This is a genomic window from Amycolatopsis sp. NPDC051372 (genome assembly GCF_040682095.1).
GTDB lineage: Bacteria > Actinomycetota > Actinomycetes > Mycobacteriales > Pseudonocardiaceae > Amycolatopsis.
Map to the genome: position 1 here is coordinate 5675 of NZ_JBFBAF010000027.1, position 13236 is coordinate 18910.

Here is a 13236-nt window from a genome sequence, read left to right on the forward strand (position 1 = left end):
GCAACCACGCTGGGTCGGTCCCCGGTCGCGCCGCGGGGTTCCGGGGGCTCGGCCCCCGGGCAACACATCGCCCCTTCCCCGGGAGCACGAAGTGCGAAAACGCATCGCGGCTCACGGCAACCACGCTGGGTCGGTCCCCGGTCGCGCCGCGGGGTTCCGGGGGCTCGGCCCCCGGGCAACACATCGCCCCTTCCCCGGGAGCACGAAGTGCGAACAGGAAGGGGCAGAAGGGGCGACCCGCTCAACCAGCCTGGGGGTCACTGGGAGCGGGTCGCCGAGTACCAGCTTAGGTAATAAGTGCCGAGTTCGCTCCTCGGGGTCTTCAACGAACACCGATTACTTCTTCACCGAGTGAGCCCGCAACCGGTGAAGAAGCACGTTCAGGATCATGAAACCCCTCGTCAAGGGCACTTCGATCGCCGAAAGCGTACCGCTGAACGGGACGCGCAGCGTGACGAACGTCGCTCCGGCCACGGGTTCCTGTCGGTCGCCGCGCGGTGCCTGAAAAAGAGCACGAGGGGCCCCCGCCGGTTCGCGGAGGCCCCTCGAGGCGCCAGGTGGATCGGTTGGGTCACGCCAGGGCGGTCGCCAGGGGCGTGTGCGGCAGGCCGTGCGCGGTGGCGACGGGCTCGTTGGTGAGGGCGCCGCCGTGGGCGTTGAGGCCCTTGGCGAGCGACGCGTCGGCGTTCAGGGCCGCGTGCCAGCCGCGCTCGGCGAGCTGCACGGCGTACGGGAGCGTCACGTTGGTGAGGCCGTAGGTCGAGGTCCGGGGCACCGCGCCCGGCATGTTGGCGACGCAGTAGAACACCGACTCGTGGACGCGGTAGGTCGGGTCGTCGTGCGTGGTCGGGCGCGAGTCGGCGAAGCAGCCGCCCTGGTCGATGGCGATGTCGACCAGCACCGAGCCCGGCTTCATGCGCGAGACGAGGTCGTTGGAGACCAGCTTCGGGGCCTTCGCGCCGGGCACCAGCACGGCGCCGATCACGAGGTCGGCCTCCAGCACGGACTCTTCGACCGACAGGCGGTTGGAGGTGACCGTGCGGATGCGGCCGCCGAAGTCGTTGTCGATCTGGCGCAAGCGGTCGACGTTCGTGTCCAGGATCTCGACGTCCGAGCCCAGGCCCAGCGCCACGCGGGCGGCGTTGATGCCCGCGACGCCGCCGCCGATCACCACGACCCGCGCCGGGTGCACGCCAGGAATGCCGCCGGGCAGCACGCCGCGGCCACCGCTGGGCTTCATCAGGGAGTACGCGCCGACCTGCGGGGCCAGCCGGCCCGCGACTTCGGACATGGGCGCGAGCAGGGGCAGGGCGCCGGTGGCCGTCTGCACCGTCTCGTACGCGATCGCCGTGGTGCCTGCCGCCAGCAGGGCGTCGGTCAGGGGCCGGTCGGCCGCGATGTGGAGGTAGGTGAACAGCACCAGGTCCTTGCGCAGCCTCGGGTACTCCTCGGCGATGGGCTCCTTCACCTTGAGCACCAGCTCGCCCTCGGCCCACGTCTCGTCGGCGGTGGCGAGCATCTTCGCGCCGGCGGCCACGTACTCCTCGTCGCTGATCGACGAACCCACCCCGGCGCCGGTCTCGACGAATACGTCGTGACCACGCCCCACCAGCTCGTGCACGCCGGCCGGGGTCAGGGCGACCCGGTACTCGTGCTTCTTGACCTCACGGGGAACGGCGATACGCACGGCGGCCTCCTGGCGGCGGATTGGTTCGAGGTGCTGCCACTCACGGTGATGCACCCGGACGGCGGTGTCATCATGCGCGCGGAACAGTTCTCTCGCCATTTCATGGTGCCAAGGGCACAAATCGCTTGACCTCGACCGCACTCGAGGTTGTTGGCTGTCGCACTTGGTCGTGGAGGAGGGCGTGCATGCGTGCGGTGTGGTTGAGGGAGTTCGGCGGACCCGAGGTGCTGGTGGCGGGGGAGGCGCCCGACCCGGTCCCGGGGCCGGGCCAGGTGCTGGTCGAGGTGGCGTTCGTGAACGTGACGTTCGTCGAGACGCAGTTCCGGGCGTCGGGCTTCGGCCCTGTGAATGCGGAGCTGCCGATGATCCCCGGCAACGGCGTCGGCGGCGTGATCAGCAAGGTCGGCGACGGCGTCGACCTGGCCCTCGTGGGCCGGCGGGTTGTGACGTCGACCGGCGGCAGCGGCGGCTACGCCCAGCGCGCGGTGGTCGACGCGGCCTTGGTGTTCCCGGTGCCCGACGCGCTTTCGCTCGACGCGGCGGTCGCGTTGCTCGCCGACGGCCGGACGGCCACCGGGCTCGTCCACACCGCGGCAGTGGCGCCGGGCGACCGCGTGCTCGTCGAGGCTGCCGCCGGTGGCGTCGGCAGCCTGCTGGTACAGATCGCGAAGGCGGCCGGCGCGGAGGTCGTCGCGGCGGCGGGCAGCGCTGAAAAACTCGCGCGGGCCCGGGAGCTCGGCGCGGACGTGGCGGTGGACTACACAGCTGCTGACTGGGCTTCGGTGGTCGGACCGCTCGACGTGGTCTTCGACGGGGTGGGCGGCGCCATCGGGACCACCGCGTTTTCCTTGCTGCGTCCCGGCGGTCGCATGGCGGTGTACGGACTCGCGAGCGGCGCGTGGGCGGAAGTGTCCGAAGAGGACGCTCGCGCTCGCGGCGTCACGGTCATCCGCTCAATCGGCGACGCGGCCGCGCTGCGCGCCTTCACGGTGTCGGCCCTCGACGCGGCTTCGGCCGGCCACCTCACTCCGGTGATCGGGCAACGGTTTCCCCTCGCGGCGGCCGCTGACGCGCACGCGGCGATGGAAGCGCGCGGCACTTTCGGCAAAACCCTGCTGGTCGCATGACGCTGCTGGTCGCATAACGCCCGACGCCGGAAAGCCTTCGTGTGAAGGACCTTTCCTGCGACGTCAACTCCACCGCAACGCCACCAACTGTGTAAGCAACGCCAGCCGCACATCGGGGTCGTGGCGTTCGACGCGAGACGCGTCGGGCCTGATTGAGCGCATTGCGCCAGACCCCGGCCCCACCAGACAGGCCCCCACCCTCCACCGGGGGGACGTCCCTGTTCCATCCTATCGCCACCAGGCCTCGAAAAACGGCTGCAGCGCAATCTGTGGACAACTCCGCCAAAGGCGACCTTCCTGTGGACAACCAAGCCCGCCACTTGGTGTCCCGAGCGGTCCCGCCGGGGCGTTAGACGTGCCTGGCGCGCGGCGGAAACTGGTGCGGTACCTAGGGCCTGACGAGCAGCGGTCGGCCCCGCGATTCCTACACGAACGAGACCAAACGCGGCACCGTCTGGATCCGGCTGACGCCGGAAACCCTTCGCACGAAAGACCTCTCGTACGTCAACTCCACCGCAGAGCCACCAGCTGCGTAAGCAAAGCCAACCGCACATCAGGATCGTCCAGATCGAGCGGCACGAGGTCCAGCAGGCGTTTCATGCGGTACCGCAACGTGTTCGCGTGGATGCGCAGCTCCGCGGCGGCCGCGCGTGGGTCGCCGGGGTGGCGGAGCCATTCGTAGAGCGTGTCGACGTAGCCGGCTTTCGTGGTTTCGTCGTGGGCGCGCAGCAGGCCGAGCGGGCCGAGGTCCGCGACGCGCGCGGTGGCCGAGCCCGTGGCGGCGCGGTGCAGCACCAGCGAAGTCCAGGCGTCCTCGTAGGCGACGACGCGTCCCTCCACCAAGCCGGCGCGCAGCAGGCCCAGTGCTTCGTCGGCCTGCGTGCGCGAAGTAGCCAACGCGGAGACGGCCACGGGGGAGCCGGCGGCGGCGCGGGGGACGCCGCCGCGGCGGGAGGCGGGCTGCGCGGCGAGTGCGTCGCGCAGTTCGGCCCAGGCGCCGCCGTCGGGAACGACCGCGTAGAGCAGGCCGCCGAGTTCCGTGGCGACGGGGCGGCGGCCGATGCCCTGGGAGATGCGTTCGAGCAGCGCCAGGCGCAGGCCCTCGGCGTCGCGGCCGTCGCCGCCGGTCACCTCGATCGCGACGACGCGGTGGGGCTCGTCGGACAGGTCCAGCTCGGCCACCACGCGCCGCTGGCCAGGGTGGCCTTCGAGGACGGCCCGCAGCAGCTCGGCCGAAGCGCGGCGTTGCGCGTCCGTGTGCGCGCGGCGCCGAAGCAGGTGCAGCGCGACCACCGGCGCCGCGTCTGCGAAAGCGGCCGCGCGTTCTTCGGAAACCGGCCCTGCGACGACGGCCCACATCGACCCCAGCAGTTCGCCGCCCATGCGGATGGGCACGATCAGCCGAGGCAGCGTGCCGTCGCGCTGGGCCGGCACGAAGATCGTCTGCCGCCCGCGCGACAGCTCGCGGAACACGCCGCGCGAACGGAACCGCGCGAGCACGTCGTCGGGAATCCGGCGGCCCATGATCGTGGCGACGCGTGCGGGGTCGGTGAGGTCCTGGCGCGCGGAGTAGGCGAGCACGCGCGAGTTCGTGTCCTCGATGGTCACGGGCGCGTCGACCACGGACGCCACCGCGTCGGCGAGCCGGAACAGATCGCCTGAGCCGGGGTCGCCGCCGTCTTCGAGGGACTCCGATTCGTCGCCGAGCGCGTCGAGGACCGTGCGCAGCAGCCACACGAGCTGGGCCCACGAGGTTGCCGAGTGGACCTGGATGAGCGCTATTCCGGCAGATTTCGCCGCGCGGCGCACGGTGGGTTTGGTCGCCAGCGGTGGTTTCAGCAGGACCGCGGCGGCGCCCTGCGCGGCGCTCACGCGCAGCAGTTCGGCCGCGTCGGTCGGATCCACCGTGGCGACGCCCAGCACGAGGTCGCCCGCCGCGATGCCCGCGGGCACGCCGGGCTCGGCGATCACCACGTCGCCCGCCGCCGGGCAGTCGTCGGGCAGCTGGAGCGCGTGGAGCAACGTCGGCCCCACCCGGTCGACCACGCTGCGCACCGAGACCACGGGATACATCCTCGCCGAGACGCGTTCACGGCGCTCGGCGCGGGTAGCCTTCGACGGAACCGGGCAGCCGCCGGAGGGGAGGAAGGCGATGGCCATCGTGGGTGTGGGCAAGGTCGTCGTCGGCGTCGAGGACCAGGCGCGGGCGAAAGCGTTCTGGGCGGACACCGTCGGGTTCACTGTGACCACTGACGTGCCCTACGACGACCAGGGCAACCGCCGGGTCGAGGTCACCGCGCCCGATGGCACGATCCTGGTGCTGAGCGCGGCGCCGGAGGACCGGCGGCGCTTCGACGGCCGCGACGAGCTGCCGACGTCGAACGTCTTCTTCCACGCCGACGACATCGTGAAAACCTGCCAGGAGCTGTCGGAGCGCGGTGTGGATTTCCCCGCGAAGCCCCAGCGGCAGCCGTGGGGCTGGTGGGCGATGTTCACCGACTCCGAGTGCAACCGGTTCGCGCTGCAACAGCGTGACTGAGTCCGTTATGGACGGTCACCCGAACGGCCGCGCCCGGGCACCCGCTCGGGTGATCGACTAACACGGTAGGTTGACGGAGTACTCCCAGCCCGTGGGAAACCTTGGGTGGGCCGTTCAGGGGAGCTAGCTTCGTCCGCGGAGCCGATCCCTTTGAGCCGCAAGGAGAAACTGATGCCGGAAGACACCTCGGCCTGGTCCTTCGAGACCAAGCAGATCCACGCCGGCGCGGCACCCGACCCCGCGACGGGCGCCCGCGCGACGCCGATCTACCAGACCACGTCGTACGTCTTCCGCGACACGCAGCACGGTGCAGACCTGTTCAGCCTGGCCGAGCCCGGCAACATCTACACGCGCATCATGAACCCGACGCAGGACGTGCTGGAGCAGCGCCTGGCCGCGCTCGAAGGCGGCGTCGCGGCGCTCGCGTTCGCCTCCGGCTCGGCGGCCACCACCGCGGCGATCCTCACGCTGGCCGGCGCGGGCGACCACTTCGTGTCCAGCCCGTCGCTGTATGGCGGCACCTATAACCTGTTCCACTACACGCTGCCGAAGCTCGGCATCGAGGTCACGTTCGTCGACGACCAGGACGACCCCGAGCAGTGGCGCGCGGCCGTGCGGCCCAACACGAAGGCGTTCTTCGCCGAGACGCTGGCCAACCCGGGCAGCAACGTGCTCGACATCCGCACCGTCGCCGACGTCGCCCACGAGGCCGGCGTACCGCTGATCGTCGACAACACCGTGCCCACGCCGTTCCTGCTGCGCCCGATCGAGCACGGCGCCGACGTCGTCGTGCACTCGGCCACGAAGTACCTCGGCGGCCACGGCACCACGGTCGCGGGCGTGCTCGTGGACGGCGGCACGTTCGACTTCGGCAAGGACCCGTCGCGCTTCCCGGGCTTCTCCGAGCCGGACCCGAGCTACCACGGTCTCAAGTACTGGGAAGCTCTCGGCCCCGGCGCGTACGCGGCGAAGGCGCGTGTGCAGATCCTGCGTGACACCGGCGCGGCCATCTCGCCGCTCAACAGCTTCCTGATCCTGCAGGGCATCGAGACGCTGTCGCTGCGGCTCGAGCGCCACGTCGCGAACGCGCAAGCGCTTGCGGAGTGGCTGGAGCAGCGCGACGAGGTCGAGACCGTGTATTACGCCGGCCTCCCGTCGAGCAAGTTCTACGCGGCCGCGCAGAAGTACCTGCCGCGCGGCGCGGGCGCGGTGCTGTCGTTCGACCTGCGCGGCGGTGTCGAGGCGGGCCGCAAGTTCGTGGACGGCACGGAGCTGCACAGCCAACTGGTGAACATCGGCGACGTGCGCAGCCTGATCGTGCACCCGGCGTCGACCACGCACAGCCAGCTCAGCCCGGAGGAGCAGCTGGCGAGCGGCGTCACGCCGGGCCTGGTGCGGCTCGCCGTGGGGCTCGAGGGCATCGAGGACCTCAAGGCCGACCTCGAGGCGGGCTTCCGCGCCGCCAAGGCGGAACTGTGACGGATTCCGGTGCGCATCCCCTGCCCGTCACCGGTGCGTGGCGGGCAGGGGACCCACCCGGCAGACGGCAGTGGTTCACCGGTCCCGGCGCGCTGTCGCTGGAGGCCGGTGGGTCGCTGCCGTCCTACACCCTCGCGTACGAGACGTGGGGCACGCTCAATTCCGACGGTTCCAACGCGGTCCTCGTCGAGCACGCCCTGACCGGCGACAGTCACCTCGCCGGCCCCGCCGAGCCCGGCCACCCCAGCGCGGGCTGGTGGGACGGCCTCGTCGGGCCCGGCAAGGCGCTGGACACGGACTCGCTGTTCGTGGTGGCGCCCAACGTGCTCGGCGGCTGCCAGGGCTCCACGGGCCCGTCGTCGCCCGATCCCGACGGTCGTGTGTACGGCAGCCGCTTCCCGGTCGTCACCGTGCGGGACCAGGTGTCGACCGAGGCGGCGCTCGCCGACGCGCTCGGCATCGACCGCTGGGCCGGCGTGGTCGGCGGCTCGATGGGCGGCATGCGAGCCCTCGAATGGGCGGTGACTTTGCCCGATCGGGTGGCGTCCGTCCTGGTTCTCGCTTCGGCGGCCCGCGCGTCGGCCGAGCAGATCGCCTGGGCCGCGCCGCAGCTGCACGCCATCCGCTCCGACCCGGGCTGGCACGGCGGTGACTACTACTCGCTGGCGCCGGGCGAGGGCCCGCACGCCGGCCTCGGCGTCGCCCGCCGGATCGCCCACGTGACCTACCGCAGCGAACCCGAACTGGCGCAACGCTTCGGCCGCCTGCCGCAGGGTTCGGAGGACCCGCTTCGCCGCGGCCGCTTCGCCGTGGAGTCCTATTTGGACCACCACGCCGACAAGCTGGTGCGCCGCTTCGACGCGGGCTCCTACGTGGTCCTCACGGAGTCCATGAACACCCACGACGTGGGCCGTGACCGTGGTGGGGTGGGTTCGGCTCTGTCTCGGGTCCGGGCGCGGACTGTGGTCGCCGGCGTGGACAGCGACCGACTTTATCCGCTGTACCAGTCGGCGGAGATCGCGGAGGGCGTCGGTGGTGAGGCGGCGGTGGTTTCGTCGCCGTATGGGCATGATTCGTTCTTGATCGAGACCGGGCAGATCGAGGCTTTGGTGAAGTCCTTGCTGGGCTGACCGGGCGCGGGGCGATGATCCGAGGCACGCTGGGGTGGTGGACGACGCCTTCACCTCACGCTTGGGAATCACCTACGGTCCGGCTGACCGAGTTGACCGAGCTGATCCGGTTGGCTCGGCTGATCCGGTTGGCTCGGTTGGCTCGGTTGGCTTCGCCAGTCGACTCGGCGCCGAGCCTGGCCCGCCCATCTCCCTGGACCTGCACCCGATCCTGCGCGACTTCGCCCACTCCACCGACTCGGCTTCACACCAGGCTTGGCTGACCGGCCTCACCTGGACCGCCCACCTTCGCGACTCGATGGTCGTCGTCACCGCCTCCGCTCCGGACGGCAGTTCCTTCGGCTTCGGGATCCCGGACGGACCCGCCGCCTCCCGCCTGGCCGCCGCCGCGGACCGCCTGCAGGACTTCGTGGTCGAGCACCTCCGCGCCGGCCTGCCCCTGGTCCCCGGCACCGCCCGCCCGGCCCACGCCCGCCTCCACGACGGCGAGGCCCTGTGGGCAGACGTCCGCACGCCTTGGTCCTGCCTCATCGGCTCGTACCCGTGACACGTCGGCGCACCAGTGCCGCGCTGAGTTCGTTCGCGCCGGGGTGAAATCCTCGCGATGCGAGACAACCCCCGCGCGACGGCAGAGCCCACTCTCCCAAGGCAAGGTTCCGGCAAAGTTGTTGTGGTGTTCAGGGGTGGATGCCGAGCAGGGTGAGGGCTCGGGGTGGGGTTGCGGGTCGTGTGGCGTAGTCCGGCGGCGATGGTGGTCCAGCCGGTGTGGTCCAACCGGTGTGGCGCAGGGCGCTGGTGGTGAGGTTGCGGAGGCTGGCCATGACGCGGGGGTGCGGTGCCGGTGCGCGCTCGGGAGTGGTCTTCGTTGTCTGTGACGTCGCGGACCCAGCGGAGTTTGTTTTCGATGTGCCAGTGGTTGCGGACATAGTGGCCGATGGAGGCGGGGTGGGCCCAGGTTCCGGTGAGGTTGGTGAGGCCGAGCGCGGTGTGGGCGGTGTGTCGTGCGCTGGTGTAGTGGGTGGCGTGGGGGAAGCCGATCGCGGGGCAGCCGAGGAACTGGCCGAGTGGTGCGAGTTGGGTGGTGCGGCGTTAGGTGCGGCCGTGGCCACAGTCGGTGATGATGTGGGCGGGGATCTCGTGCCAGGGCAAGGTCTGGAGCAGCCCGTGGAGGCGGTGCTGGTTTTCTTTGACGGTGAACACGTAGTGGGTCATCGCGGCGAGTAGGTGCACTCCGGCGCCGCCGGTGCGGGCGAAGGTGCCGCGCAGCGATTTCCCGTCCACCGCGATCGCTTCGGGCAGGGTGTCGGCATCGGGTTCGGCGGGTTCGTGTTCGGCCGGCACTCACATGATCAACAGAGACCGCGCCCGCCCTACAACCAGGGCCACACGACTTTGCCGAAACCCCGCCCTCCCAAGGGGGGCTGCCCAAGATCCATTCTATCGGCACCCGGCGACAGAACCCTGTACTCAGCCGAAGTTGTCCACAGGACCCCACAGCCGGCCCAAGTTGTTCACAGCACTCTTTGGTGGACCTCGACGCACCACCTCGATGAGTCGAGGTGCTGCGTCGAGGTCGCCTGCCCCGCACACCCGCCACGGCGAACAAGCCGCGCCCTGGTGAATCGGGGCATCCCTCAGCGAGCCGCGAAACGCAACCGATCGGGGGACAGCAAAACGGACAACCCGGTGAACCGGACGCCCCAACTCCGACCGCCGTCGATCAAAGCAACTACAACAAGAAGAGGCGCCCCACCGAGGGACGCCCCTTCCGCATCACCAAAAACCGCAGATCAGCCGATCGCCGACGTCAACGGGTTGTAGTACCCACCACGCTGCCCAGCCGCCGTCGGGTGGTAGGACTCGTCCACCGGCCAGGTGAGGCTGTGGAGGTAGTCGCTGGCCGACGAGCAGATGTTGTGCCCCACGAAAGCCGAGCGCACGTCCACGAACTGGGCGCCCGCGGCCGCAGCGCGGGAAGCCAGCACCGAGGCCAGGGTGTCCGCGCCGGAGTTGATCGCGGAGCGCTTCGTGTCGCTCAGGCCGACGCTGCAAGAACCCGGCACGGTGTAGAAGCGCGGGTACGACAGCACCACGAGCTTTGCGTTGGGCGCCTTGGACTTCACGGCGCGGTAGACGTTGTCGAGCAGGCCCGGGAGGGTGTTCTGCACGTAGGTCTTGGCGGTGTTGACCCGGGCGGTGCAGGTCGAGTCGCTGTTGAGGGTGCAGGTGGTGATCACGTCGGTGAAGCCCGCGTCGTTGCCGCCCACGGTCAGGGTGACCAGGGAAGCGCCCGAGGGCATCGAGTTGATCTGGTTGAGCACGTCGCCGGTCTTGGCGCCCGAGCAGGCGAGGAAGGTGAACGACGTGCCGGCGTGGGCGTTGGCCCACAGCTGGCCGTAGGCGTTGGCACTGCGTTTGCAGCTGCCCGAGCTGCCGTAGCTCCCGGCGCCCACCCCGGAAGAGTAGGAGTCGCCGAGCGCGACGTAGCTGGTGGCGGCGTTGGCGGTGCTCACCAGGCCGAGTGAAGCGAGAACAGCGACCCCCAGGGCCGCACACATCCGGAGGAACGTACGTGAGGTGGGACGAGCGGCTTCAGCCATGGTCACTCCAGTCGTGACGGTTCGACGAGAAGAACAAATACCAGGTGGAATCCCCACCCGGCACCCCAGAAATCCCAGGTGACCCCACTTGGCTCACGCACTAAGTAGGGCCGGAAGTTAGCGGTCGCTAACCCGCCGCCCTACTATGAGCGGATGCCGGCGAACCCCACCCCACTCGTGAACGGCGAGAAGGCGAACAGGCGTGAACAGATCATGGCCGCCGCCGCCGAGCTGTTCGCCCACCACGGTTTCCACGGTGTCGGGATCGACGACATCGGCGCGGCCGTCGGCATCTCGGGCCCGGCGCTCTACCGCCACTTCCGCAGCAAGGACGCCATCCTCGGCGAGATGCTGAACTCGATCAGCCACTACCTGCTCGAAGGCGGCACCGACCGCGCCGAGACGGGCGGCACGCCGCTCGAGCTCCTCGAAGCGCTGGTGCGCTTCCACGTCGGCTTCGCGCTCGACCACCCGGCGCTGATCACCGTGCAGGAGCGCAACCTCGCGAACCTCACTGACAGTGACCGCAAGCAGGTGCGCGCACTTCAGCGGCAGTACGTCGAGGTGTGGGTGCGCGCGATCCGCGACGCGATCCCCGGTCTCGAAGAGCGAGAAGCCCGCTCGGCGGCACACGCCGTGTTCGGCTTGATCAACTCGACGCCGTACAACCGCCATCTCGGTGACACAGAGCTGTCCGAGCTGCTGTGCCGGCTCGCTCTGGGCGCACTTTCCGCGGCCGGCTGATCACCCGGATTCGGGGTATCCCCACGGAAGCCGGTGCTGGTGTTTGATAGGCACGTGACCCCGGACCGGAGCGAGGACGAGCAGCGGCTCGTGGAGAAGGCGCAGCGCGCGCTAGTCGCCATCAGCCTCGGCGAGGATGCCGAGGCGCTCGAAGAGGTCACCCCGTCGTCCGACGAGCCGCAGGCGCGCTCGGAGGAGACCAAGGAGCTCATGCTGCTGCTGTTCGGCGAGTGCAGCGCCATGGTGTCCACGCTCGGTGACGGCGGCACGGCCCCCGTGAAGGTCCAGGTCTTCGACGAGGACGGCGAAGAGGTCTCCATCGACCAGGCCGACCCACCCGTGCGCACCGCAGTGCGCACGCTGCTCGCCGAAGTGCACGGCAACACCGCCGCCGCGCGCGAGCAGGTGGAGATCGCGTTGGCCAGCGCCGCGCCCAACGAGGTCGACAGCCTCGTGCTCCAAGCGCTGCGCTGGACGATCCGGCTGTCGGTCGAATGCCTCGACCGCGACCTTCCCGTCGCCGACTGGATCTCCGACGCCGTCACCGGCTGAGTCCCGCGTCCGGACAAACGCCCGCCGCGCTGGCAGGATCACGGCCATGGAACGCGTGCTCGGCATCGGCGGCTACTTCATCCGCGCTGCGGACCCGGCGGCCCTGGGCGCCTGGTACCGCGACTGCCTCGGCCTCGATGCCGACGAGAACGGGGTGTGGCAGCAACAACCCGGCCCCACCGTTTTCGCGCCGTTCGAGGCCGGCACCGAGTACTTCGGCTCGAAGTCGCAGCAGGCCATGCTCAACTTCCGCGTCCGCGATCTCGACGCCATGCTCGCCCAGCTGCGTGACAAGGGCGCAGAAGTGGCCGAGGAGACGCAGGAGATGGACGGCGTCGGCCGCTTCGGCTGGGTCACCGACCCGGAGGGCAACCGCATCGAGCTTTGGCAGTCGGCCTGACGCCGGCCACGGGTGGCGGGAGACAGCCAAGGATGACCACGTCCGGAACCTCGAACGTCGCTGTGGTCGGCCCGGGAGCGATCGGGACGACCATCGCGGCCGCGCTCCACCAGGTCGGCCGCACGCCCCGGCTGTACGGCCGCACCGCTCGCGACCGGCTGGAGCTGCACGCACCGGCCGGCCACCTCGTGGTGCCCGGCCCGGTCCAGGTCGACGTCACCCGGGACGTGACCCCGGTCGATCTCGTTTTCCTGGCAGTCAAGGCGACGCAGGTCGACGCGGCTGCGCCCTGGCTGGCCGCGCTGTGCCGAGCGGACACGATCGTCTGCGTTCTCCAGAACGGGGTCGAGCAGGAAACCGTCGTCGCGGAACACACCCGCCTCGGCCGGGTGCTGCCCAGCGTCGTGTGGTTCCCGGCGCAGACCCGGGCCGACGGGGCGGTGTGGCTGCGCGCCCAGGCCCGCTTGACGGTGCCGGACACCGAGCCGGGCCGCGCGGTGTCCGCGGTGCTGGCCGGGAGCTTGTGCACCGTCGAGGCGGCAGCCGATTTCCGCTCGTTGGCCTGGCGCAAACTCATGCAGAACGCGCTCGCGGGGCTCATGGCCCTCACCGGCCGGCGTGCCGGCATGTTCGCGCGGGCCGACCTGACCGAGCTCGGGCTCGCCTACCTGCGGGAGTGCCTCGCCGTGGCCCGTGCCGAGGGCGCCGACCTCGATGACCAGGTGCCCCGGGAAATCATCGACACGTTCCGGACCTATCCGGCGGACATGGGCACGTCGATCCTGGCCGATCGCGAAGCCGGCCGGCCGCTGGAATGGGACGTCCGCAACGGGTCGTGCTGCGCCGCGGGCGCCACCACGGCATCCCGACACCCGTCAGCGACGTTGTGGTTCCGCTGCTCGCGGCCACCGGCGACGGGCCGGGATGACGCGGGTGTGAGCCCCCGGACCCTGGCTGGACACTCCGGTTAGCGGTCGC

Annotated in this window: 13 protein-coding genes; 9 read left to right on the forward strand and 4 right to left on the reverse strand. The window is 70.5% G+C overall.

What is annotated here, in order from left to right; genetic code table 11:
• Positions 1-571: 571 nt before the first annotated feature.
• Positions 572-1687: an alanine dehydrogenase gene (gene ald / locus AB0M56_RS34325; protein WP_364183970.1), complete on the reverse strand. Its 1116-nt coding sequence runs from the start codon at positions 1685-1687 to the stop codon at positions 572-574.
• A 185-nt stretch (positions 1688-1872) separates the two neighbouring features.
• Here ald and AB0M56_RS34330 point away from each other — a divergent pair, with 185 nt between their 5' ends.
• Positions 1873-2814 carry a zinc-binding dehydrogenase gene (locus AB0M56_RS34330; protein ID WP_364183972.1) on the forward strand — a complete coding sequence of 314 codons (942 nt, stop codon included), beginning with the start codon at positions 1873-1875 and terminating at the stop codon, positions 2812-2814.
• Positions 2815-3318: 504 nt separating this feature from the next.
• Here AB0M56_RS34330 and AB0M56_RS34335 read toward each other — a convergent pair.
• Entirely contained in the window at positions 3319-4878 is a 1560-nt protein-coding gene (locus AB0M56_RS34335; protein WP_364184256.1) for a helix-turn-helix domain-containing protein, read from the reverse strand.
• An 88-nt stretch (positions 4879-4966) separates the two neighbouring features.
• On the opposite strand from AB0M56_RS34335, the gene AB0M56_RS34340 reads away from it, so the two are divergent.
• From AB0M56_RS34340 to AB0M56_RS34355, 4 genes are all read left to right on the forward strand, one after another.
• Complete coding sequence (locus tag AB0M56_RS34340; protein ID WP_364183975.1) at positions 4967-5353, forward strand: VOC family protein; 387 nt, start codon at positions 4967-4969, stop codon at positions 5351-5353.
• 171 nt (positions 5354-5524) lie between these two features.
• The gene (locus AB0M56_RS34345) at positions 5525-6832 is read left to right on the forward strand and encodes a bifunctional o-acetylhomoserine/o-acetylserine sulfhydrylase (RefSeq protein ID WP_364183977.1); all 1308 of its coding nucleotides are present in this window, start codon (positions 5525-5527) and stop codon (positions 6830-6832) included.
• Positions 6829-7962, forward strand: a complete 1134-nt coding sequence (locus AB0M56_RS34350) for a homoserine O-acetyltransferase (protein ID WP_364183980.1) — start codon at positions 6829-6831, stop codon at positions 7960-7962. The genes AB0M56_RS34345 and AB0M56_RS34350 overlap by 4 nt, the downstream gene beginning before the upstream one ends.
• Positions 7963-8260: 298 nt before the next feature.
• Positions 8261-8509 carry a hypothetical protein gene (locus AB0M56_RS34355; protein WP_364183983.1) on the forward strand — a complete coding sequence of 83 codons (249 nt, stop codon included), beginning with the start codon at positions 8261-8263 and terminating at the stop codon, positions 8507-8509.
• A gap of 542 nt (positions 8510-9051) precedes the next feature.
• Here the strand turns inward: AB0M56_RS34355 and AB0M56_RS34360 are convergent.
• Positions 9052-9303 carry a hypothetical protein gene (locus AB0M56_RS34360; protein ID WP_364183986.1) on the reverse strand — a complete coding sequence of 84 codons (252 nt, stop codon included), beginning with the start codon at positions 9301-9303 and terminating at the stop codon, positions 9052-9054.
• A gap of 449 nt (positions 9304-9752) precedes the next feature.
• Positions 9753-10520, reverse strand: coding sequence for an SGNH/GDSL hydrolase family protein (locus AB0M56_RS34365; protein WP_220243981.1), 768 nt, complete (start codon positions 10518-10520; stop codon positions 9753-9755).
• Positions 10521-10715: 195 nt separating this feature from the next.
• Here AB0M56_RS34365 and AB0M56_RS34370 point away from each other — a divergent pair, with 195 nt between their 5' ends.
• Genes AB0M56_RS34370 through AB0M56_RS34385 form a run of 4 tightly spaced genes read left to right on the forward strand, consistent with a single transcriptional unit; the run spans position 10716 to position 13229 of the window.
• Positions 10716-11306, forward strand: a complete 591-nt coding sequence (locus AB0M56_RS34370) for a TetR/AcrR family transcriptional regulator (protein WP_364183988.1) — start codon at positions 10716-10718, stop codon at positions 11304-11306.
• Positions 11307-11360: 54 nt separating this feature from the next.
• The gene (locus tag AB0M56_RS34375) at positions 11361-11858 is read left to right on the forward strand and encodes a hypothetical protein (protein ID WP_364050152.1); all 498 of its coding nucleotides are present in this window, start codon (positions 11361-11363) and stop codon (positions 11856-11858) included.
• A 46-nt stretch (positions 11859-11904) separates the two neighbouring features.
• Positions 11905-12258 (forward strand): VOC family protein, encoded by a 354-nt coding sequence (locus AB0M56_RS34380; RefSeq protein ID WP_364183991.1) that lies wholly within the window; start codon positions 11905-11907, stop codon positions 12256-12258.
• Positions 12259-12290: 32 nt separating this feature from the next.
• The gene (locus AB0M56_RS34385) at positions 12291-13229 is read left to right on the forward strand and encodes an oxidoreductase (RefSeq protein WP_364183993.1); all 939 of its coding nucleotides are present in this window, start codon (positions 12291-12293) and stop codon (positions 13227-13229) included.
• The last annotated feature ends 7 nt before the right edge of the window (positions 13230-13236 follow it).